26 protein-coding genes are annotated in these 21,938 nt (G+C 57.4%); 17 read left to right on the forward strand and 9 right to left on the reverse strand.

Annotated features, from left to right (window positions below):
* Positions 1–301: 301 nt before the first annotated feature.
* Entirely contained in the window at positions 302–466 is a 165-nt protein-coding gene (locus ACQZ5Y_RS26980; RefSeq protein ID WP_174060423.1) for a hypothetical protein, read from the forward strand.
* A 287-nt stretch (positions 467–753) separates the two neighbouring features.
* Here the strand turns inward: ACQZ5Y_RS26980 and ACQZ5Y_RS26985 are convergent, their stop codons facing one another.
* The 3 genes from ACQZ5Y_RS26985 to ACQZ5Y_RS26995 all read right to left on the reverse strand — a co-directional run bounded on the left by ACQZ5Y_RS26985 (position 754) and on the right by ACQZ5Y_RS26995 (position 3,310).
* The gene (locus ACQZ5Y_RS26985; protein ID WP_174060422.1) at positions 754–1,281 is read right to left on the reverse strand and encodes a hypothetical protein; all 528 of its coding nucleotides are present in this window, start codon (positions 1,279–1,281) and stop codon (positions 754–756) included.
* Between the two features lie 329 nt (positions 1,282–1,610).
* On the reverse strand, positions 1,611–2,882 hold the full coding sequence (locus ACQZ5Y_RS26990) for a Y-family DNA polymerase (protein WP_174060421.1): 1,272 nt from the start codon (positions 2,880–2,882) through the stop codon (positions 1,611–1,613).
* Positions 2,879–3,310 carry a LexA family protein gene (locus ACQZ5Y_RS26995; protein WP_236763235.1) on the reverse strand — a complete coding sequence of 144 codons (432 nt, stop codon included), beginning with the start codon at positions 3,308–3,310 and terminating at the stop codon, positions 2,879–2,881. The genes ACQZ5Y_RS26990 and ACQZ5Y_RS26995 overlap by 4 nt, the downstream gene beginning before the upstream one ends.
* A gap of 175 nt (positions 3,311–3,485) precedes the next feature.
* Between ACQZ5Y_RS26995 and ACQZ5Y_RS27000 the strand changes: the two genes are divergently transcribed.
* Positions 3,486–3,833 (forward strand): hypothetical protein, encoded by a 348-nt coding sequence (locus tag ACQZ5Y_RS27000; RefSeq protein WP_174060420.1) that lies wholly within the window; start codon positions 3,486–3,488, stop codon positions 3,831–3,833.
* Here the strand turns inward: ACQZ5Y_RS27000 and ACQZ5Y_RS27005 are convergent.
* Positions 3,827–4,222 (reverse strand): hypothetical protein, encoded by a 396-nt coding sequence (locus ACQZ5Y_RS27005; protein WP_152342073.1) that lies wholly within the window; start codon positions 4,220–4,222, stop codon positions 3,827–3,829. The genes ACQZ5Y_RS27000 and ACQZ5Y_RS27005 overlap by 7 nt on opposite strands.
* Before the next feature lie 337 nt (positions 4,223–4,559).
* On the reverse strand, positions 4,560–5,078 hold the full coding sequence (locus ACQZ5Y_RS27010) for a helix-turn-helix domain-containing protein (RefSeq protein WP_174060419.1): 519 nt from the start codon (positions 5,076–5,078) through the stop codon (positions 4,560–4,562).
* 725 nt (positions 5,079–5,803) lie between these two features.
* Here ACQZ5Y_RS27010 and ACQZ5Y_RS27015 point away from each other — a divergent pair.
* The 15 genes from ACQZ5Y_RS27015 to repC (ACQZ5Y_RS27085) all read left to right on the forward strand — a co-directional run bounded on the left by ACQZ5Y_RS27015 (position 5,804) and on the right by repC (ACQZ5Y_RS27085) (position 19,291).
* Positions 5,804–6,259 carry a DUF3846 domain-containing protein gene (locus ACQZ5Y_RS27015; protein ID WP_174060418.1) on the forward strand — a complete coding sequence of 152 codons (456 nt, stop codon included), beginning with the start codon at positions 5,804–5,806 and terminating at the stop codon, positions 6,257–6,259.
* Positions 6,256–7,254 carry a hypothetical protein gene (locus ACQZ5Y_RS27020; protein WP_236763234.1) on the forward strand — a complete coding sequence of 333 codons (999 nt, stop codon included), beginning with the start codon at positions 6,256–6,258 and terminating at the stop codon, positions 7,252–7,254. The genes ACQZ5Y_RS27015 and ACQZ5Y_RS27020 overlap by 4 nt, the downstream gene beginning before the upstream one ends.
* 28 nt (positions 7,255–7,282) lie before the next feature.
* Positions 7,283–7,729 (forward strand): hypothetical protein, encoded by a 447-nt coding sequence (locus ACQZ5Y_RS27025; protein WP_174060417.1) that lies wholly within the window; start codon positions 7,283–7,285, stop codon positions 7,727–7,729.
* A gap of 10 nt (positions 7,730–7,739) precedes the next feature.
* Positions 7,740–7,976 carry a hypothetical protein gene (locus ACQZ5Y_RS27030; RefSeq protein ID WP_037094735.1) on the forward strand — a complete coding sequence of 79 codons (237 nt, stop codon included), beginning with the start codon at positions 7,740–7,742 and terminating at the stop codon, positions 7,974–7,976.
* Between the two features lie 46 nt (positions 7,977–8,022).
* A complete protein-coding gene (locus tag ACQZ5Y_RS27035) occupies positions 8,023–9,558 on the forward strand; it encodes a hypothetical protein (protein WP_174060416.1) in 1,536 nt (511 codons plus the stop codon).
* Positions 9,559–9,626: 68 nt separating this feature from the next.
* Positions 9,627–9,806 carry a hypothetical protein gene (locus ACQZ5Y_RS27040; RefSeq protein WP_174060415.1) on the forward strand — a complete coding sequence of 60 codons (180 nt, stop codon included), beginning with the start codon at positions 9,627–9,629 and terminating at the stop codon, positions 9,804–9,806.
* A gap of 590 nt (positions 9,807–10,396) precedes the next feature.
* Entirely contained in the window at positions 10,397–11,677 is a 1,281-nt protein-coding gene (repC, locus tag ACQZ5Y_RS27045) for a plasmid replication protein RepC (RefSeq protein WP_174060414.1), read from the forward strand.
* Positions 11,677–12,180, forward strand: coding sequence for a thermonuclease family protein (locus tag ACQZ5Y_RS27050; protein ID WP_174060413.1), 504 nt, complete (start codon positions 11,677–11,679; stop codon positions 12,178–12,180). The genes repC (ACQZ5Y_RS27045) and ACQZ5Y_RS27050 overlap by 1 nt, the downstream gene beginning before the upstream one ends.
* Before the next feature lie 395 nt (positions 12,181–12,575).
* Positions 12,576–12,908: a DUF736 family protein gene (locus ACQZ5Y_RS27055; RefSeq protein ID WP_052642533.1), complete on the forward strand. Its 333-nt coding sequence runs from the start codon at positions 12,576–12,578 to the stop codon at positions 12,906–12,908.
* A 120-nt stretch (positions 12,909–13,028) separates the two neighbouring features.
* The gene (locus ACQZ5Y_RS27060; RefSeq protein ID WP_127625926.1) at positions 13,029–13,235 is read left to right on the forward strand and encodes an antitoxin VbhA family protein; all 207 of its coding nucleotides are present in this window, start codon (positions 13,029–13,031) and stop codon (positions 13,233–13,235) included.
* Positions 13,236–13,300: 65 nt separating this feature from the next.
* The gene (locus tag ACQZ5Y_RS27065; protein WP_336510371.1) at positions 13,301–14,365 is read left to right on the forward strand and encodes a Fic/DOC family protein; all 1,065 of its coding nucleotides are present in this window, start codon (positions 13,301–13,303) and stop codon (positions 14,363–14,365) included.
* Between the two features lie 221 nt (positions 14,366–14,586).
* Positions 14,587–15,456 carry an ArdC family protein gene (locus tag ACQZ5Y_RS27070; protein WP_174060411.1) on the forward strand — a complete coding sequence of 290 codons (870 nt, stop codon included), beginning with the start codon at positions 14,587–14,589 and terminating at the stop codon, positions 15,454–15,456.
* Between the two features lie 180 nt (positions 15,457–15,636).
* On the forward strand, positions 15,637–16,851 hold the full coding sequence (gene repA, locus ACQZ5Y_RS27075) for a plasmid partitioning protein RepA (protein WP_052642541.1): 1,215 nt from the start codon (positions 15,637–15,639) through the stop codon (positions 16,849–16,851).
* Positions 16,848–17,861 carry a plasmid partitioning protein RepB gene (repB, locus tag ACQZ5Y_RS27080; protein WP_174060410.1) on the forward strand — a complete coding sequence of 338 codons (1,014 nt, stop codon included), beginning with the start codon at positions 16,848–16,850 and terminating at the stop codon, positions 17,859–17,861. The genes repA and repB overlap by 4 nt, the downstream gene beginning before the upstream one ends.
* A gap of 191 nt (positions 17,862–18,052) precedes the next feature.
* Complete coding sequence (gene repC, locus ACQZ5Y_RS27085; RefSeq protein WP_174060409.1) at positions 18,053–19,291, forward strand: plasmid replication protein RepC; 1,239 nt, start codon at positions 18,053–18,055, stop codon at positions 19,289–19,291.
* Positions 19,292–19,384: 93 nt separating this feature from the next.
* Here the strand turns inward: repC (ACQZ5Y_RS27085) and ACQZ5Y_RS27090 are convergent, their stop codons facing one another.
* The 4 genes from ACQZ5Y_RS27090 to ACQZ5Y_RS27105 form a co-directional block, all read right to left on the reverse strand.
* Positions 19,385–19,999 carry a helix-turn-helix domain-containing protein gene (locus tag ACQZ5Y_RS27090; RefSeq protein WP_336510370.1) on the reverse strand — a complete coding sequence of 205 codons (615 nt, stop codon included), beginning with the start codon at positions 19,997–19,999 and terminating at the stop codon, positions 19,385–19,387.
* Between the two features lie 182 nt (positions 20,000–20,181).
* Positions 20,182–20,604, reverse strand: a complete 423-nt coding sequence (locus tag ACQZ5Y_RS27095; RefSeq protein WP_174060408.1) for a hypothetical protein — start codon at positions 20,602–20,604, stop codon at positions 20,182–20,184.
* A complete protein-coding gene (locus ACQZ5Y_RS27100; RefSeq protein WP_236763232.1) occupies positions 20,601–20,972 on the reverse strand; it encodes a hypothetical protein in 372 nt (123 codons plus the stop codon). Before ACQZ5Y_RS27100 ends, ACQZ5Y_RS27095 begins: the two co-directional genes overlap by 4 nt.
* 76 nt (positions 20,973–21,048) lie before the next feature.
* Positions 21,049–21,753, reverse strand: a complete 705-nt coding sequence (locus ACQZ5Y_RS27105; protein WP_137040027.1) for a ParA family protein — start codon at positions 21,751–21,753, stop codon at positions 21,049–21,051.
* Positions 21,754–21,938 lie beyond the last annotated feature (185 nt).

Here is a 21,938-nt window from a genome sequence, read left to right on the forward strand (position 1 = left end):
GCCAGCTGCCTGAATACATGAGAATTGTCCGCCATTTGTGCCCCTCCGTCGCCAGAACGACGAGCGGAGTCACAGGTTCCGAAAGAAAGAGGCCGAGGAATACGGAGAGGTTTATTCTCTCTCAACATCAGCCAATTAAACCGACAAGGCAGGATTCGCGTCAATGATGCGCGGTTCCCCCAATTTCGCCGCTGCGCAACGAAATCGGCTCCCCCACGCCCCCCAGCCGCCTACGGCGGTCGTTGACCCAAACCCTCCCTTGTCGGTCCCGCACCTTTGTTTTCATTCAAAGGAGCCGACGATGACCACTTACGACCACATCAACGAACTGCGCGCCGAACTTGCAGCGTCAATCGACCAGGCCGAGCGTCAGCAGATCGCAGCCGAGCTGGCGGCGGCCGAAGTTAAGCTTGCCGAAGAAGAGGCCGCATTCGATGCGCTGATCAGCGCAGAGCCGCCCCGCTAGGGCGGCTCTTTCCAATTCCAGCGCCTTGGGTATTGTCGCGCTGTGGTCAAGCGCGTCTTTCTATTTTCAGGAATTGCCGTCTGCCTGTTTGCGGTCGGCTTCTGGTATTTTGTAGCGAGCCTCAGTTGTGGTCTGGACGGCGCGGGCGGATGTAGCAACCTTCCCCCGGCGCCTTGGAAGTATCCGAACGCCCTCGCCTACTCTCTGCCGTTCTTTGGCTTAGGCTTGGTGTTTATCCTGGCGAGCCGGCGTCTTCGGTGAGTGTAATATTTGATCCTTGGAGGATGTTATAGCGGCGGCCACACAAGCCCCCACCAGACGCCTACCAATGCGACCGGAACGAGGAGCATTCGGAGAATGCGGTATTCCATGAAATCTTCTACAATCCACAACCGAACGCACCCGCTGATGATGAACGCCAAGAGGGTAACCGCGCCCAATTCAACGAGCAGGCTGCCCCCGACCTGCAGAGAGGCTGCAATAGCCAACCCCATCATTCCACCGAGAAGAGAAAGTCCTGCCTCCTCAACGATAGGGCCGACGCCAAGCAAGATCTGCCTTGCGCGGAATGAGATACAAGCGGCGAAGCCAGCCAAACACCAGGTAGAGAACAAGACGCGTGCGACCGTAACGTCAGACAAAGCGCGAGCGTTGGTCAGGAACTGCTCGTTAGTTAGACCCAACAGAGGCACAAAAGTCAGCGCCCATGAGATGACGATGATGGCGATCGCTGACGCGATCATAAAGAGATACAGCTTGAAGAGCTGAATCTGTCGGCGCCAAACGAGGCTCCATTTCGTTTCTGCAGGTGTCATTCAAACGCTCCGTAAAGTGTCGAGCGTTATGATGTGTCTGACAAGCTTTCGTTAATTCAGCTCACAGAATCTTATCTTTTCAGTATGTTACTGTTCATAAGGCATGGGAACCTGGTTTCACAGTGATCTGACCCCAGCCGATCACATCCTATCGCTAGGGCGCGCTTCAGGTCGACGAACTGACAGCTGGCGCCGTATTTCTTCACCAGTGATTTCCGATCGAGCACGGCGTAGCGGTCGCAACGCCGGCACTCGACGTCGATCTTTTCCGCCCGGTAATCCTTCAGCCGAGGCAGGCTCATGCAAATCCCTCAATTCCTTGTGTTGTTTCAGCGCGCCACGGCTACGGGCAGTTCTTTGATATTCGTGGTGTAGCGCGGCGATCGACGGTCAAACTTCGTTTGCCAGTCGCGCTTGATGCCGGCCGAGGCCGGGATAAGCGAGCCACGGCCAAACTTCCCATTGACCGCATCCAGCGCTGTCATCAGTCGTTCCGACTGGTCACGGTCCCGCGCATCGAACAGGGGCCGCGGCTGTGACGCCGCCCGCACCAGATCATTCATGATGATGCCGGCCTTTGCGTATCGATGGCCGTCTCTGAAGATCTTGCGCGCTCCCCTCTGAGCAGCCCGGATCAGATCAAAAGTATCGTTCGAAGCCTCGGGAAAATGGACTGTCGTTTGAGCAGAGTGCGGTTTGTCCGTCGAGTTGAAGCGCGACGTATGCATGAAGACCGCCATATGTGTCGCCTCGAGGCCATGCCGGCGCAGCTTCTCTCCCGCCCTCATCGCATAGGCCGCGACTGCCTCGAGCATTCCGGCCAGATCGGTAACCGGTGTTCCAAAGGATCGGGTTACGGCGCAGCCCTTCCGTTGTGGCGGCACATCTTCGAGCGGCAGGCATGAAATGCCCTGCAGCTCCAGAACCGTCCTCTCGCCAACCACGCTCAGAAGATTGCGGGCAAGCCGCGCATCAACGCGCGCCAGGTCGCCGGCTGTCTCAATGCCCAGACCGAATAGCTTTCGCTCTGATGCCGATCCGACGCCCCAAACCTCCCCGACCTCGACGCGATCGAGCCAGCTTTGCCGAACGGCTGCATCTGTCAGGTCGCAGACGCCGCCAAGCTCCGGGTTCTTCTTTGCAACGTGGTTTGCGAACTTCGCCAGTGTCTTGCTCGGGCCAATGCCGACACAGGTCGGGATCCCGGTCCATTGCTGAACCGTGGACCGAAGATCGCGGCCGTAGGCGACGCGATCGGCGGGCCTGATGTCGGTCATATCCAAAAAGCTTTCATCGATCGAATAGACCTCAACATCCCGAGACCATTGCCGATAGATCGCATTCAGCCTGGCGCTCATGTCGCCATAAAGGGTGTAGTTGCTGGAGTAGACCGCTACATCATTGTCACGACAGAGATCGCGGATCTTGAAGTAGGGTTCGCCCATGCCAATGCCGAGCGCCTTGGCCTCCGCCGTTCTGGCAACGGCGCATCCGTCGTTGTTGGACAGAACAATCACCGGCCGCTTTGCGATGGCAGGGTCAAAGACGCGCTCGCAAGAGCAATAGAATGAGTTGCCGTCAATCAGTGCGAATGAGGTCATCCCTGCTTCCTCGGTCGCAGCCAATGGACGTTGCAAAGTGCGACACCCCAGATCTCGACTTCCGCGATCTCCGGAAGGTCGAACAGCGGCATATCCGCATTCTCAAACATCAGCCGCGAACGACCACCCGTCATGCGCAGCCGCTTCAAGGATCGCTCGCCGTGCACGGTCGCCACGACAATATCGCCATCAACCGGCCGCACGCTTCGGTCGACCACGATCAGATCCCCATGGAAGATTCCCGCGTCTCGCATCGAGTTGCCGTCGACCTTCCACAAGAACGTCGCCGGCGGGTTCCGGATCAGGAGCTTTGTGAGGTCAATCGATTCTTCGATGTAGTCATCTGCGGGTGATGGAAAGCCGGCGCATAACCCGTGGAGCATGAGAGGCACATAGACTTCCGCCTCGATTTTCAGGCCGGCGAGCATTCAATTCGATCCTTTCACGACTGGTAGCGAAAGGAACAAATAGGGAACACATGGGGCGTCAAAAATCAAGATAGAAGATTACGCGATCCTAATCTGCAGATCTGCAGCTAACGCGAGTGTCGGCAAGGTGTTAGCTTTTCGGGGCACTGTCACAGTGGAGAGGACGAGGATCACCATGACTGACGAAGTGGAGCACCTTTCAAATACCCTGATGTGGACCGTCGGCATGATTACCCAAGCCGGGCCGGACGACCTCAAGCGCGTGGCAAGGGCCTATCGAGAAGCGCAGGACCTGGTCTCGAAGATCCCGAAGACTGAGGAAGGCGCGCGCCCTCGCATCATCGCTTGTTTTCATCGATCGGATGAGTATCGCGCTGCAGACGATATCGCCTGCGTCGGATGGATCCTGACCGCGATCCAAGAGCGCGTGAACGAAGGCGATCTACGCGACTGGAGGAAGCTGCGAACGGTTGTGAGGCAGATGGTAAAGCTGCTGCAGGAGCCAGCGCCTTCGCTTCACTGAATCCGGTCGCTGCCTTTCCTGACGACAGGATCGTCGAAGCCAATCACCTCTGGCGCGTTCGGAGCGTCCAAAAGATGCTCAAACCCCTCCCACGTCGCCTTGTCCTCTACCCAATGGCGTTGGATCTGTCTCCATTTACGGTCAGCGAGAACCTGCATTTTCGCGATCAGTTCCAAGAGCTGACGCGAAAAAAGCAGGTCATCCAGTTGGTCCGTCTGAAACCTGATCTCACCTTTCGGGCCATAGGAAACTCGGAGCAGCTGATTGTCAGCATCGAGGACGAACATGCAGACTTCGGGTTCGTTGTCCACGTTCTTGGTGACGATCAGCCTGTCAGCGGGATATCCGCCTGTTGCCTTCTGCAGCGCCTGATCAAATGCATTTGCCATTGGGATCACCTTTCCTGTCACTGTCGAATTTTGCGGAACGGTTTTGCCGGGGGAGGTCGGTCCCGGCTTCCGCTTCGCGGCGCTATGCTAAGCCTCCTGCGGCTTCCCTTCTTCCGTCAAAACCGTGTCGAGAATTCCCGCTTTCCCGCCCCTGAAGGAGGGGCGGCGCTATGCTGAAAGCTCCGATGTTCTTCATTGTCCTTCTCGGATCTCGGACTGGCGCCGATCGATCCAAGCGATGTCTTCGCCAGACGGGCGGGAAAGGACGCCGCGTGAGCGCCGGCTGATCGCCAAAGCGGCCGGCGCGCGGCGGAAACCAAAGCCAACCCGCTGAGTGTCATGGCGCGGCTTTCGCCGCGCCATTCCTTTTCTGCGTTCCGACCGTCCGGGGCTCCATGGCTATCACCAGGTCATGCACCATCTTCAAGGCCGTATCGTCGAGCTTTTTCAGGTGATCGACCGTTTCTCCCATCAGCTTGTTTCTCACGTCTTTGCGTGACTTGCCTTTGGGATGCGTAGGCCGTTCGTTGACGAAGGGATCGAAGAATTCTTCTGGAGTGATATCCAGGACCTCGAAAACGTGGATCAGCCGTCCGACGGTCATCAAGGAAGAGGCGTTTTCGTAACGGGAATACGTCGCCTCCTTCACCCCCAGCAGTGTAGCGACTTTAGCTTGCGCAATTTGTCGGTCGGTTCGCAGGTCACGCAGCCGCTGAGCAACAAGCAGATCCAGTTCCTTGAGATCGATGATCTTTCCGTCGAGCCGCTTGCGATAAACGGGATAATCTTTGTTCGGGTCGTCAACGCGTTCAAGTCCGAGATAGCTTACCCACTGCTCGAGTCCGAAACCTGCCATTGCCACCAACCACACTGGAAATTAATCGTTATTCCTCTGGAACAATTAAAGATGGTGCCTCGAAAGTCTACCCTGAATAGCTACTTTAGCGCATCGCTTTGCGACCCCGCTCTATGCCTTCGGCACGGAGCCAGCAGGCGCTGTCTCCGCCCATTCGGGTGACGATCGGTTGCGCTGCGGCTTCGCCTTCAATCACATGCATCTTGGGCAAAAATCGGTACCGACATTTACAGCCTCTCCCGATCGACCCATATTGGCTACTGATCAAGTCAGGTCGTGGCAAGTCTCTAGCCCTTTCTTGTCGCGTGCCTACGGAGGCCGCCCCGCCTGATCGGGGCGGCCTTTCCGCATCTTGAAAGCTCCTCACCGTCATCAGCACCAGTCACGGTGAGTCCGGTCCCCGTCACGATGAAGCAGTGACGCCGGAGGCGTCCTGTCTGTCTCTTTGATGAGGGAAAGAGGAGCGCCGCCCCCTCTCCCTCACAAGGGGAAAAAACGGTCTCCCCGTCCTTCCTTCGCGCAGCCTTAAGGCCGCGCTCTCGTGCAGGATCGCCGCTAACGCGCCGCCCCTTCGGCTTTGCCTCGGGCGGGCGAACCCCCTCCGTTTTTATCCCCTTGCCACCCTCTCCCCCGCTGCTCCGCGCGAGCTCGGGAGCAGGAGCGGGGCTCCTGCCCACGAGGGGCACGAGAAGACCGCTTCGCGGAATTGGAGAAAGGGCTAGACTATGACCACAACCGCAACCGTTTACCTGCTGGACCCGGAAGCCGGGACCATTCAAGCCGCAGAGGTCGCCGCACCAAGCGCGTTCTCTCATACCTACGGGCTGATTGGATGCCAGCTTGTCGAGGTGGTGCCATTCGACACGAACCACGTTCTTATCGTCGATGAGGAGGGTTTGCGCGACGGCTTGACCGCTTTCACTGTCTTTGATGGCTACCCGCAGCCATTGGCTGGAAAGATCGTTCTTGCCAGCCTGGACGGCTCGCATGTCCTACCGCCGCAGATCAGCATTGAGGAAGCAGCGGCCCGCCTGAACGTCTGCAAGCCGGTTCTTGATCCGGTCTTTGCCAAGGCAGACGAGCATTCCCCCAATGGGGTCATTTTGGGCGGCGCTTTGATCGGGTTCCAGACCCGCATCACCCGCACTCACCCAACCGTCATGGCAGGGGTAGTCCGATGATCATCGCTGTTGTCGAGGACCGCACCCTGTCCATTCTCGCCGGAACCTTTGCCGCGACCATCGCGGCGAAGGACATCGAACATAGCTTCCATGCCCTTACTCATTTTCCGGAGCGGCGCACCCTTTCCGAACTGGAAGGGCTGGCAGAGCGCCTGAACGGCTTTGCCGCTTACATGGTGGAGCTGTGGGAGCAAGCAAAACTGCCCCTGCCGGACGCTGAATTAGAGGCCTTTGCCCGCCGTCATGTCGCGATCACCCGCAAGTATTGGGCAGCGGAAGGCCCTTGCATGAACTGGTTTATCACCGGACCTGCCCGCTTTCCCGTCGCCCGCAATGAAAAGCGGATGCGAGTATCAGACGCCCGCCGTGCTGACGTCTCGGCCCATATCGCGACTGCGAAAAAGGCAGTGAAGCGAAAGGCGTTTCCGCACGGGACCGATGACGAGCCGATCCGCTCCGGCGATCCGGCCGCCATGCAGCGCATCGCCTCGCGGATCGAAGACCTAGCGCTGTCCATCGACCGGATGAAACGAGCGAATGTCATCATTCGTCGGATGGAGAAGGATCAGGCGAGCGAAGCCGACATTCTGGCCCGTGTGGTGGCAGAAACCGGCATGGACGAGGAGAGGGCATCGCGTGGCGTTACCCTTGCCCCGTGGCAGAACCGACGCGGCTTTTCCACCACCAACACCCGCGCCGAACTGCGCCGCATGCAAACCCGCCTCGCTTCGCTTGCTGCGATGAAGAAGCGCGGCGACCGCGCCGAGGACGTCGAGACGGAGGCAGGAGCTGTCAGGGTCAAGGAAAATGCCGACATGGCCCGCATTCAGTTGCTGTTTCCCGGCAAGCCGGACGAACAGACGCGGCGCACCCTGAAATCTTACGGGTTCCGCTGGTCCCCATCGCAAGGAGCGTGGCAGCGCAACTTGAACGAGGCCGGACGCTATGCGGCCAAGTGCGTCTTGAAATCGATCAGCGGCGACAGCGCCGCTTGATCAGCCCCGGAAAACAGAGGATCCCCACATGAATGAGCAAATTTTTACAGTCATGGAGTTTTCCGGCCGAGTCGACGCCATGTTCGGCTGCAGTGCCGCCGACTGGAGCCTATACACCCAAGAAGACGGCTCGAACGCCTTCATGAGCGCCGCCGACGCGCAGCGCCGCCAACTGGTGAAAGCCTATTTCCCGACCAAGAAGGAGGCAAGTGAGGCCGGAGAGGCAGCCAGTCAGCGCAAGGGCCTGATTTCGGCCCTGCCTGTTCGGCGCGTTGACGAGATCCCCTATGCGCAATTGCGCTGGATTGTAGGAAACATGCACGTTGGGACCAGCGATGACGACTTGAAAGCCGACATCAAGGGACGCGCGAAGTCGGGCATGACAGCGAATCCCGACCTTCTGGCGCAGGCGTGCGCCTATGCACTGGCAAGCCACCGAGCCAATCAGGGCTTGGTTGCCCATTTCCGGCTGTAGGAGGCGAAGCATGAAAAGCAACGGCCAGCGCCGAAGCGTTGAGGTCTTCGACACGCCCTCCGGTTTAGGAGGGAGCCACACGGTTGAGGTTGTCGAGGACCTTGGAAACAGTAAGGTCAGCGTGCGCGTCTGGTATGGACGCGCCACTGCGACAGGTTGGGAAGCGTGGAAGGATTGGGACGGCTACCGCTTTGAGACCGACCGCGCCAGCCTGACCAACAAGCGGTCAATGCCGCTGTTCAAATAGGACCTGGGCCGCATTTCGGTGCGGCCCGATATTAGGAGGGACACCATTGAGCCGCTACACCGTGACCGTGAAAACCGACGAAGAGACCGACGAGAACGCCGTAATCGGCTATGATCCGCCGTTGCGCACCTTCTTTCTGCAGGCGTTTGCCGCCTTCACCATCACCGACGATCACGCTCGACAGGAAGAGGTGTGGAATGCCCTCCCCTCATGGGATCGCAGCGCCAACACAATCAAGCGCCGTCTCGCCGTGGATGAAGTCCCCGCAAGCGACAAGCGGCTCGCGCTGATCGGCGGGTTAGAGGTTTATGAGGCGGCTGGCGGTCCAGTGCGCCGCGACCTGTTTGCCGAGCAGGGAGGAGGCTTTGCATGCGATAGCGGCTTGCTTGAAAAGCTGGTTGCCGAGAGGTTGGAGGTCGAGGCGGAAGCTGTGAAGGCCGAAGGCTGGAAATGGGTCGAGTGGTGCGCTCAGCAGCCGGATAACATCTATCAGATGGCCCGGGTTTACCCGCAGCGCGTGGACCTCAGCGACGAGGATCAAGCCAAGCTTGACGCACTGACTGAGCGTTATGACGAACTGGCGGCGCAGATCGACGCGGATCAGGAGGATGAAGGTGCAGAGGCCGCCTTGTCCGCCGTCGAGCAGGAAATCGCCGTCCTGCAGAAGCGCGAAGAAGCCTATCGCAGCGAAGACCTCGCCATGGCAGGGGCAATCGTCACAATCGACCATTGGGGCAAGTTGTCGGTACTGAGAGGCCTTGTCCGCGACGAGGACAAGAAGAAGGCCGAGGCGACGGAAGGGAAGCAGGGCGGGGCGAACGAGGAAGCTGACGGCGCTTCGAAATCTACGGGGCTGACCCATTCAGCCGCATTGATTGAAGACCTGACCGCTCAGAAGACGGCGGCACTTCGTGTCGAGCTGGCGAACAATCCCGACATTGCGCTTGTGGCGGTCGTCCACGCGATGTTGCTCAAAGTGCAGTATCGCACGGCATGGGGCATTCCCGGCCACCAGAGCGCGCTTGAAATCTCTGTCACACATGAAGTGCTGGACGGTTCGATGAAGCGTCCCGCCGAGAACAAGGCCCTTGAGGCGTGGGGAAGCCTTGAGGAAAATTATGGGCACCGGCTTCCCGGCGATCCTGCTGACCTTTGGGAGTGGCTGATGGATCAATCTCAAAGCGAGTTGTTGCAGCTTCTGGCCTATGCCGCCGCCCATTCCGTCAATGCGGTTGAGAAGAAGTTCAGCAGTCGCAGCCAAGCGCTGGCACATGCCGACCAGATGGGCCGCGCATTGGACGTGGACATGCGTGACTGGTTTGAGACTACGGCGGAAAGCTATTTCAGCCACGTCAACAGGCCGACCATTCAAGCCGTTGTTGCCGAGGTGCGCGGCGAGGATTTCGCCGCTGGCGTCGGCAACATGAAGAAGGGCGAGGCTGCGGAGTATGCCGCCAAGTCCATCAAGGACAGCGGTTGGCTTCCGCCTCACGTTCGGATCGCGTCTGACCCCGACGCAGAGGGGGAGGCTGAAACCTCAGAGGACAAGAACGAACACTCGTTCCCGATGGCAGCGGAATAATCCCGCCGCTGCTTGTCCCCGGTCACGTCCTCCAGCGTGACCGGCTCCCCTATTCCAGAGGATAAGCCATGCTTGATTCCGTACCTGATCCGACCCTTGCCGCCGAAAGCTGCTGCCAGCTAATCAACGCCTATCTGAACGATCCGGAGCATGTTGATTGGGATGACGTTCAAAAGGCACTCCATACAGCGCTAAAGGCCTTCGATCTACCACCGACCTACATTGAGGAGGCTATTCAGCGCGGCTGATTTTGCTGCAAGACCACACCTTGGCGCCCGCCTTGGCATCGAGCCAATGCGGGCGCTTTCGCAGGTGCCTGGGAGGCAGAAACGTATCGGGGGACGGCACATCAGGCCGCTCGTTGAGAGGAGGCCCGCGCCCCCCCTCCTCTCAAACTCTCCTCCCCACCCGGTTGAATTTCCCCAACAATAACGGGGGGGGGTAAATCCTACTCTGGAAACGTTCCAGATTTCGGCTTGAAGAGAGGGAAGACGCGGAAAAGCATGCTAACAAACTGAAATTTAAGCGCTATTTCAGATATCGGCTGAACCGGCGCAGCAGCGCGGAAATGTGTCAACTTGCATCAATTCGGTATCTCAGGCTACAAATCGTAACGAGCGGAACCGTAACCGATTCCGACTCACACATTCTAACAGCTTTTTGGAGATCACACCCGGCCCAGAAAAGAAAAACCGCTCCCGAAAAATCCGGAAGCGGTCTGCAGTTCGGTAATAATAAGCCAAAATCGTTCTCGCAGACCTCCCCTCCGATGTCAATAATCAAAACACCTTTTCGGTGAACGGCGGAGCTTTGTCTGGCCTCTGACAGGAGACGGACGATGGGGGAACCCACACAACACAAGCGGCCGACAGGTCGCAGAATGACGAAGGAGCGAGCCGAATTCCGGCGACTGGCGCAGTCGACGGAAATCGGAACGGTGACGCGCGGGCAGCTTGCGGTACTTGCAAAAAACCTGATGACAATCGGGATGATTACGACCGCAGAATATGCGTTGCTGGAAGCAATCATCACGACCGCCAAGGCAGACGCCTTCGACAAAGGAGGGCGGCCGATCGTCTACAAGTCGAACCGACAGCTCGGCTATGACATCAACAAGTCGCCAGGGCGCGTAAGCCGGATTCTCTCCCGATTGTACGACCTCGGCCTTGTCACCATGCAGGACAGTGCGAACTTCAAGCGTTACCCGATCCGTGACGGCGAAGGAGATATTGCCGACGCCTGCGGCATCGATCTGCGTGTCCTGATCGCTCGGCACCATGAACTTGATCAGCTGGTGCGCCAGAAGCGGGAAGAGATTCGAGTGCGCGACAGCGCGGCGCGTCGCTTCCGGGACGCTCTGCGTGCCGCGAGATATGCTCTGGCGTCCTCAACCCAGCGAGGGGAAGCCATTCTCGGGCGGATCGGGCCCCGTGTTGAGAAGATCGCGGCCTTCATAGGATCGGCCAAGCACGCACCGGCCCATGTCCTCCGGAAGGCAACAATGCTTTTGGAGTGGCTTGCCGACCGATTGCGCAACGTGAATCGGTCCCCGCAAGCGCCCGACATAGATGCCAATCTGACATGCGCGGATGTCGAAAACGACATGCACATACAGATTACAACCCCAAGACCTTTTGAAGCTCGTAATGATGAACGGCGTTCGCCTAACGGCGAACAAATCAGTTCGTTAAGGGCTGGCTCCGCCAGCAAGAGGGCTTTTGAGGAAAGCCTGGGGAGCCGTTCGCGCCAAAGCAATAGGCAACTGGAAGTGCGGCCTTCACTTGTGGCGCTGGAAGATGTGTGGCGGGCTACGCCAAGCCTTGCCGAATATGGCTACCAGCCCCCGCGTAGCTGGGCGGACCTGGACCGGATCGCTCCCAAACTTTGCCGCATCGCCGGCGTGTCGGAAGATGCGCGCCAGCGGGCCGTGGAACGAATGGGCCAGCAGGCGGCTGCGGTTGCGATCGCTCTGACCTTTGAGAAATACACGCGCGCCGAAATCAGCTCGCCGGGCGGGTATTTGCGGGCCATGACAGACCGAGCCGCGAGCGGAGAGCTTCATCTGAACCGCTCGGTATTTGGGTTGGCAGCCCGCAATTCTATGGAGGCGCGCGCTTGATGAATATTCGCTTGGTGGGAGCCGCGCTGGCTGCGCTTCTGTTCACTGCCTCCGCTGCGTCGGCCGATTTTTCAGGCCGGGCGCGGGTGATTGATGGAGACACCTTCAGCATCCGCCAGCAGAGGATCCGCATTGCGGCTATCGACGCATGTGAGCGCGATCAGACCGGCTTCAAGAATGGCGCGATATGGAGGTGCGGAGTCGAGGCACGACGGTTCCTCGCCAGCATGATCGACGGAAAGCATGTTCGCTGTGTCGAAATTGATCGGGACCAGTACCGACGCCTTGTCGGCCAGTGCTTCATCGAGCGCTCGGATATCGGCCTTGAAATGGTGAAAGCGGGCCAGGCCAGCCTCTTGTTGCGCTATCTGCCAAGATCCCACCCGATCGACCTGAGCCAGTACCGCCGCGCCGAGAATCGTGCCCGACAGCTCGGCCAAGGCTTGTGGGGCGCTCAGATTGAATCGCCCTCCTCCTATCGCCGCAGCCATACCGGCAACTGAAGCACTGGCGGCGTAGATATGGGGGACAGATGGCGAGATCTCACGTGGTGGCGCAACTCTCGGTTAACCCAGCCTCTTGTTTCAGGTTGTTGGTTCGGTTGCATTCAGCACAATGCCGCATGCTACCAGTGCCGATGTCCCATTTGTCGAGGTGACGTATTGCTGCAAGCGCTCAGGCCCCACACCTCCAAAGTGGTTGCTCTTGATGCCCGTTCGCACGGCGACGCGGTTAGCGCAAAGCTGTTCGTCTCCAAATTTTCCCCGCCTTTGGCTTCCTCGCGAAACAAAATTTTCCGCCCCCCAGCCTCCTTCGCTGCGCTCCGGCCTACGGTGCGCACCGCTTTTCACCGTGCCTTATGAACGATCATCGCAACCACCATAGAGGAGTGATTAACATGAGCATGACCAACTTCATCCAGTTCGACAAAGACGACATCGACAACGCCAAGGGAACCGGCCTCATCTCCACCATCGACCGGGACCTGGACATCAAGGTTACACCGTTCGACTCCACAAACGAAAAGGCTCCGACACATCGCGTCTATGCCAAGTCACCTCGCGGCCACGACATCGAAGTTGGCGGCATCTGGAAGAAGACCAGCGGCGAAGGGAAGCCCTACTACACGCTCTCCATCAAGCGCCTCGGCTTCAATGCCAACCTGGGTCGCTATCCCGGCCAAGATGACCTGGCACTGCAGGCCATCATCGAGTGGGAACCGCGCGATTAATTGCTCTTGGAGGCCCGATCTCTGATCGGGTTTCCACCCTCAAAGAGCCGGATTTCCTCGCTTTCGCTGGATATTCGGCGCATTTCATGCTAAGTTGAGCAGTAACTGGAGGCTTTGCCAATGAACGTTCATGCCCCCCGCCCCGATCGCTCTCCGGAAGCTGTTGCTTCCCGGAAGAAGGCCGTCGATCAGGCTCGCGCCGCCAACATGCGGCAGGGTTACACCGGCGATCCGGTTTTGGAAGAAGCAAACGGCCGTTACGTTGCGGGAGACATCACTTCCGAGGAAATGCGCCAAGAGCTGCTGGCCCGCTTCAAGCGGGCTTGATCATCACCTAGACATTTCTCGCGGCCGCCTGTGATCTCAGGCGGCCTTTTTGCATGAGGTTTCGCGTGGCCCGCGATGATGAAGCTAAAGGCTCCTACACCTATCCCAACACTTCAGAGGATAAGGATTTCAAGGATGTTCTGAAGAACAAGCTGGATATCAGGAGCCATTCAGCGCTGCGTGAAGCCGAATACGCTTTTACGGCTTTGAGACAAACGGAGCTCGCCGAGGGAAAAGGCCCTACCGGTAATCACGACGCAGCTCATCTGAAGGCTCTGCACGGCTACATCTTTCAGGATGTCTATGAATGGGCAGGACATACGCGCAATGAAAGTCCTGTCGTCGATGGGCAGCGGGTAGAGCCGGTAGGTGGGCTTTCGAAGGGTGACACGACCTTCCTGCACGGATCGCGGATTGAAATGGGCCTCAACGAGGCGCTGAGGCCCGCCAGAGACGATCAGGCCCTAAGAGCTGCGACACCTGAGCAATTTGCTGAGAAAGCCGCGCACGTCCTTTCTGAGCTGAATTACGTTCACGCTTTTCGGGAAGGCAATGGAAGGGCAAACGAGGCGCTAGTGGTCTCGTTGGGCCGCACCTACGGTCATGACATCGATCTTACCGTCATCACCAAGCCTCGCATGATCGAGGCATCCATTGAGACCACCAATGATCCGTCCAGTCCGGCGATGAAGCATCTCATCCAGGATGCGATGGATCCTAACCGTCGCGAGGCTATCCGCAGTGCCATGTCAGATCTCGAGCAGGCTGGCGAGAAACCGTTCGAGCACAACATCCGCACGGCCCGCCCGGGCGAAGTGATCGAAGGACAGGTTCTCGGGCATGACAATCGCGTGGCGAGCCTCGTGACCGACAGGGGGATTGTGGCCGTTGACCGCGCTGACCTTCCCGAGCGGATGCCTCGCGACGACGAGGAGGTGAAGTTCACCGCTCGATCTGATTTCAAGACTCTGGGGCGGCCGGAACAGGTCCAAGATGCCCAATTGCAGCCAGGTCAGCAAAAGGCCCAAGAGCCTCCGTCGCAGCACATCAACGCCGAGCTTAAGGCTATCGAAGCGCAGCAGCTTGCCAATCGCCAGCGAAACCGCGACCAAGACGACCGAGAGCGCTGATCTGCGGCCCTGTCGCTGCAGTGAGGGCCTGTGTCATTGGCCGGGGTGCCGGAGCTCTGCGCCCTCCCCTGTCCGTTGGATGATTTGACGGACAAACTACGATAGCCCCTCCCCCATTCAACCGCTTGCGCGGTCCTACACTCCGTTGCGGCCCTACGGGTGCATGGGGTCGTTTCGCTATCTTCGGATCTTTGCCGTCAACCAACGAACAGGAGACGGCGATGCAGTGCGTAAAGGACACCTACCAGCGGATCACCGACACCATCATTCAGCAGCTCGAGGCCGGCACCAAGCCTTGGATCCGGCCATGGCGCGGAAACAGCCGCAGGTCGGCTACGCCGCTCCGCGCCTCCGGCGAAGCCTATCGCGGCATCAACGTAGTCATGCTGTGGCTCTCCGGGCAACTCGCCGGTTACGACGAAAACACATGGATGACTTACCGGCAGGCTCAGGAGCTTGGTGCTCAGGTCCGCAAGGGCGAACAAGGCACCCTCGTCGTCAAGTACGGCACTTTCACGCCGAAGGAGCAGGAGGCGGACGACCGTGCAATCCCTTATCTCAAGGGCTACACCGTCTTCAACGTCGAGCAGATCGACAACCTGCCTGACCGCTTCAAGAGCCCGGCCGAGGCGGCGCCGATCGAGCCGGTTCCGGTTATCGACCATGTCGAAACCTTCATTCGGGCCACAGGCGCGAAGATAGCCTACGGCGGAAAGCAAGCCTGCTATCGCCCTGGCCCCGATGACATCCAAATGCCGGAGCGCGGTCGGTTCCTCAGCGAGGTTCATCTTTACAGCACGATTTTTCATGAGCTCGGGCACTGGAGCGGCGCAAAATCACGCCTTGATCGTGACCTTAGCGGGCGGTTCGGGAGCGAGACCTACGCAATGGAGGAGCTTATTGCCGAAATCTCAGCCGCGTTCGTCTGCGCCGATCTGGGCATTGAGCATGATCCGCGAGACAACACCGCGACGTACGTTGAAAACTGGCTCAAGGTGCTGAAGCAGGATTCACGTGCAGTCATCACTGCCGCCGCGAAGGCTCAGGCAGTCGCTGACTATTTCCGACAGTTCAGCTCTTCTACAGGGTAGAGGCCCTAGCAAAACTGTCGGGCCTCATGCGCATCGACCCAAAACTTTACAACTGTAAAGTCGGGCATCCTTGATCCGTTAACTTCTTGTTAACGAAAAACGCCTTGAAGAATCGGAGTCAGTCTGGCATTCCTGACGGAAATGATCTCGTAAAGTGATCAGAACCGTCAAGAGGATTGAATGCTGCAGCCAGCTTCTCAGAGCGTCAGAGACACTGCGTCGAAGATCGAGGTCTACACCTCGAAACTCTCTGCGGAGCTGAACGATATGCGTGAAGCTGTCTATCCACCCTCTGCGCAGAAAACATTTGGCCGGACATTCTCAACCCTTGACCTAGTGAGGCTACTCAAGGTTCCGGAAAGCACTCTTCGCCAGTTGACGCTGGAAGGGAAGGGGCCTTTGCCCGAGCGCGCAGAAAACAATCGGCGAACGTACACGATAGAGCAGGTCAAGGAACTGAGGCGATTCCTGGCCGAACTTCGTCCTGACGAAGCTGGCGAGCTGCTTCCGCATCGTCGCAAAGGGGAAAAGCTTCAGGTAATTGCTACGGCGAATTTTAAAGGTGGTAGTTCCAAAACAACCACTTCTATCCATCTCGCACATTTTCTAGGGCTTCAGGGTTATCGGGTCTTGTGTCTGGATCTTGATCCCCAAGCATCGATGACTGCGCTATTTGGTATTCAGCCCGAGTTCGATCTCGGCGAGAACCAGACAGCCTATGCAGCCATTCGATATGACAATGAGAGGCGGCCGCTCGCTGAAGTGATCCGGCCAACCTACTTCCCAGGTGTCGATCTAGTTCCTGGCAATCTGGAGCTAATGGACTTTGAGTTTGATACCCCGTCCTATCTGACCTCGAAAACCAGAGATGACCTGGGTTTGTTTTTCGAGCGGTTAAGCAGTGCCCTGGCCCGCGTCGATGATCGATACGATATCGTTATCATCGACACCCCACCGTCCCTTGGATACTCGACACTCGCTGCTCTTTATGCAGCCACGTCCTTAATCATTACCGTTCACCCGGCGATGCTCGACGTTGCATCGTGCAATCAGTTCCTGATCATGATCTCCGATCTATCGGAGGTGCTGGGGCAGTTTGGAGCTAAATTTGAGCATGACTTTTTCCGCTTCCTGCTCACGCGCGTGAACCCGAATGACGGGCCGCAGAAGTACATGTCCGGAGTCATGCGCCGATTGTTTGGTGATGATGTACTCGTTGCGGAGGCGCTCGAATCGACGGCAATCGCCGGTGCAGCGGTAGCGAAGAAGACCCTATACGAGCTTGAGTCGGGTGAGGTCGGTCGTGAAGCGTTGAAACGCGCAATTGAGAGCGCTGACCGAGTTAACTCCGAGATCCTCGACCTCGTTCACAAAGTTTGGGGACGTAGCACATGAAGAAAAGCATCCTTCAGCGAATGGCGGCCGCCGAAAGCCGGACGGAATCTCCTGTGTTGTCGGACGCGTCCGACAAGCCCTCGCTGGCGCGGCGGCATTCTTCACCTGTCATTTCCAATGTGGGTCGGGCACTGACACAGCTCACAGAAGATAGTGTCATTTCACTCGATCCTGACCGTATCGACCGCTCCCCCTATAGAGATCGCTTTGGCAACGACGAGGACGCGGCCAAAGAGCTCGAGGCGCTTAAGATTTCTATCGCAAGCGAAGGCCAAAAAATTCCGGTTCTCGTTCGGCCGCATCCGACGAAACCGGATCATTACCAGCTTGCCTACGGTTACCGTCGATGGGCGGCGATCAAGGCCATAATGGCAGAAGCGGATCGCCCGGAGACCATAAAGATTCGAGCGTATGTCCGAGAGCTTTCCGATCGGCAATTGATTGAAGAGCAATCGCTTGAGAATGGTGTTCGGGAAAACTTGACCTGGATCGAGCAGGCAATGTGGGCAGTACAGCTCAAAAGTGCTGGCCTTTCCCATCGCGCCATGTGCCCAATCTTGGGGACTTCAGAAGCGGCAATATCGCATCTGTTTCGAGTGACGGAGGCGGTTCCCGAAGACATCATTCTTGCGATCGGCAGAGCAAAAGGAGTTGGTCGCCCGAAATGGACCGCATTTGCCGAGTTGCTGAAAGATCCGAGCAGCGCAGCACGTGTTCGCAAGATAATCGACACGGTCGAGTTTCGAGGCGCTGACAGCTCCAGCCGTATTGCCCAAGCGATACGAGCTGCAAGTGCTGCAGCCGACAAAGTGACTGCGGAACCAGCTGAAGAGATTGTTGACTTCGCCGTGGGTGACCGAGTTTTTGGCCGCATGAAGAGTAATGCGGCTGGAACTACGGTCTCAATCCCGAAGCAGGAACGCGCTTTCGCGCGCTGGCTGGCGGACCGAATGCCTGATCTTCTAAGCGAATACAACAATCATTCCGATCCAACTCACCAAGAGGTGTGATCGAGACACTCGTTAATTGGTCAAGAGGAGAGACCGCGACAAAAGAAAAAGGCCCCCAAAACGTTTCCGTCATGGAAGCCTCTCTCAATTCCTAGCAAGATCGAGAATCGCATTTCCATGAATCCCAGTCAAGAGTCTTTGGCATCGTTTTGGTGAGCGGATTTCTTTTGCCTGAAGAAAGGTGAAGGAATATGCAGACGGGAAATGTGACGACGCCCTTTGGGCGGCGGCCGGCTGTGCTTGCTCTTGTAAAGAGGCAGCTCCAGACGTCCGAGACGAAACCAAACCGCCCGGTCGAAAAATGGAAAGTGTTTCGCGACGCCTGTGAGGCCCGTGAACGCCTCGGCCTCCAGGACAGGGCGCTGACTGTGCTGGACGCATTGCTGACATTTTATCCCGAGAGCGAGCTCAACTGCGATATCGGATTGGTGGTCTTCCCTTCGAACGCTCAGCTTTCTGTCAGAGCGCACGGCATCACTGGAACGACCTTGCGGCGCCATTTGGCTGCCCTGGTCGAAGCCGGGCTCATCCAGCGCAAGGATAGTCCGAACGGCAAGCGCTACGCTCACCGGGACAAGGGTGGCGATATTGAGCAAGCCTTTGGGTTCGATCTTTCTCCACTTTTGGCTCGTGCTGCGGAACTTGCAATTCTGGCACAGGAAGTCGCTGCCGAACGCCTGCAGTTCAGGCGAGCCAAAGAGGCACTGACTATCTGCCGGCGTGATGTGCGCAAGCTGATTTCAGCAGCGATGGAGGAGGGGGCCGACGGCGACTGGGAAGCCATCGAAGACATGTATGTCGGCATTGTCAGCCGACTTCCCCGCAATCCTGACCGTCACCAGGTGGAGGCAATCCTCGACGAGATGCAGCTTTTGCGCACCGAAATCCTCAACCTTCTGGAAAATCAGTTAGATTCTCAAAATATGGACGGCAATGCTGTTCAAAATGGCTGCCACATACAGAATTCAAAACCCGAATCCATCCATGAACTTGAACCTAGCTCTCGAAAAGAGCAGGGCGAAGCCGTCGAGCTGGAAGTAGCACCCAAAGCGGTTGCTCAGCCGTTGACAAAGCCGGAACAGATGAAGGCGTTCCCGCTGTCCATGGTCCTGAAAGCCTGCCCGCAGATTTTGGATTACGGGCCCGGGGGGACGATCTCCCATTGGCGGGAGCTGATGGGAGCCGCGGTGGTGGTTCGATCAATGCTTGGTGTTAGCCCGTCGGCTTATGAGGAAGCGTGTGAGGTGATGGGGCCGGAGAACGCGGCGGTTGCTCTGGCTGCAATCCTGGAGAGGGCAGGGCATATCAATTCGGCAGGTGGATATCTTCGCGATCTCACGCGTCGAGCGAGGGCAGGGGAGTTCGGGCTCGGACCAATGCTGATGTCGTTGATGCGCGCTAATACGAACGGAGGCCGGAAAGCAGGGTGAGGGGCTGTGCTGACGCACTAGGGTGAGGTCTCGATGGAAAAGGCCTGAAGTCAGCCTTCCTACATTGGCAGCACTTACGACCGGTTTCAGCTCTCATTCGTCTGTAGGTGTTTCGGTTGTAGAAGACTTGCGACCTGGTGGGCGACCAGGCGGACGGCCTCTTCTGCTGGCTCTCGCAGCTTTTCGGTTCAATCGTTGGCGTTCAGCCTCAGCTTGCGCTTCAGCCTCCGCTTCCGCTTTCTGTCGAGCCTCAAGAACATCGCTTGGCGTCAATTGGCCAACTATGCCAATCAAACTGCGTATGGTGTCGTGGGGAAGGTCATGAATAAGTCTGAACAATTCAACCCGATCATCGGCCTCTTGAGGATCTTTGCCGTAAAGATGAGGTGCCGCAGCATGAATCATCTGCATTGGCAGGAAACCAAGGAGCTCAGAAAGGTGGATCATTCGTGATACGGTAAGGCGCGAAATGTTCAGTTCATAGCGGCTATAAACCACTCGTGCGAGACCAGCCAAGGTCGCGAAATCACTCTGGGTCAAACCAGTTTTCGCACGTTCGTCTAAAAGGAATGCGGAAAGCTTTGCGTCGATCTCCCCGAAGCTGACAATGCCGTCGAAGCGCTGCTGGCGGTACAAGGGTCTCTGGAAATCTGGATCTGTGGTCTCAACCAGTTCCCTTGAATTGATATAGTCGGATAGATTCCGCACCGTCGGTATTCCCTCAGTCCCCCAAATCCGCCAGTGGCAGATATCACGCACCATAACGTGCCATTAAGGCACTGTCATCCTGCGCGCCAGTCACACAAACCCAACAATATTGGGGGGAATGATCTGTAACATTGCTCTCTTGGGATCGAAATGCGCAACTCAGAGGCGCGTTGTGCCTTGAGTTAAGTTGGACTGCGAGCATTCCTGTTCACCGCCTTCGCAGCAATCAGATTCCAGCTTCGGGCATTGGGTTGAAAAATGCCTTCGAGGATCCTCTCGTCGCTGACCCAACTCAACTTCACGCGCATTTCGCAAGCTAGGGAGAACTGGTCGATGCTGATGCATCTTGTGATCCGGATCTCAGACTTCGGTCCGTGTTCCTCGAAGTCCCACATTGCAAACCGGAACAACTCGCGTTTGGCGTGATCGTCCGTTGGCCAGTCGGTTTGCTTGAAAGGCTCCGGTGGAGCGGCGCCGACACTGAGTAAAGTTCTCTTTATGGCGCGAATATCGATCCCGACCTTCTCCGTCGCTTCAGGGTTGATCAAAAATCCAAGGGTTGCGCCTAGCGCCACCCCGGCCAGAAATCGAAGGTCGAGGATCAATAACCATTATCCTTCAGGAATTGGTCGATTGCGGCCTTGACGATCACCGTCATTTTTAAGTCGTTTTCAGAGGCAGCGCGCTCCAAGCGTTTCTTGGTGTCGTAATCAAGAGGGCAATTGACGAAGTGCTTGCTCTCGCGCGCCTTGTTCTGCTTGAGCTCCTGCAGTCGTATTCTGGACGCCTCACGCTCCAACGACTTGTTCGTCGCTCTCTCCCGGCGAGCCTCCGGTGAGGGCAAAATCAAACTTGATCTTGAGGGCACCTGAACGGCTGGTACCTGAGCGGGAGCTTCTTCGACAGCGACCTCGTCCGGTTGATGGCTGGCGACCGCGTTTTCTGCTTCGTTGTCTATAGCCGGCTGCGACATTGGATTGGGTACATTCCCCCGGGACCGTCGCGGTGCAACGGGAAAATCAGATATGCTGGAAGTCCCTTTAGCCATTTTACGACCTCTTCTGCTCGTTCGGCAGGAAACGTTCAATTTCTTGCATCAAGGTCATGACCTCGCTCCGGGCCTTTTTGACTGAGTCGCTCAGCTCCAGCATTTGCAGCGTCCCATATCCAAGTCTGATGTCGCGGTATGGGTTTCGCTCATAAAGCTCAGTGTCCAAGAGGTATGAATCATATCCCTGTTCCTGCAAGTTTGCGATGAAGGGGCGTATCAGGCGGTAGGCTTCCAGTGAACGTCCCGGGAGAGTAATCCGGGTTCTGAAGTTGAGATGTGGAATGTTTCGCCCGGTACGATCGCAGGTGTCAGCCACGTCCATTGCTGCCTGGCCGGCAGCAAGAATCTCGTCTTGGTTTGGCTGGATCGGGGTCATAACGATGTCCGAGCCGGCGATGATCGTGTCTCGCAGCACGGTGTCTTGACCGGGCGAGTCGATCAGCACGACGTCAAACCCATGCGTTTCGTTCTCCAGAATATGCTGAAGTGATGCGTTGGTTACTGCCGTGCGAAGCTCAATGCCGTCTGGCCTGTTGTCTTTCGCCTCGGAACGGGACCACCACTCATTCAGGTTTTGTCGGCCATCGGCATCGACCAAGAGCACTTGCTTACCATGAAGCGCATATTCTCCAGCGACTAGGATTACGGCGGTTGTCTTGCCCGCTCCACCCTTGCCGCTTACCAGCGATATGCAGATTGCCATTGCACGATCCTCTCAAGACTAATGGTTCCCCCGCCCTCTAGCGATCCGACGTGGGTTCAATCGGCACATCAGTATCGTCGTTAAGATCTTCACATCGATGCAAACCTAACATGTGAACACACGCAGGTTAAGATCAAAACATGCATGTGAACACACGCTTTAGAACATCTATAAAACCACACGAG

The sequence above is a fragment of the Agrobacterium sp. A3-95 genome, from assembly GCF_053521785.1.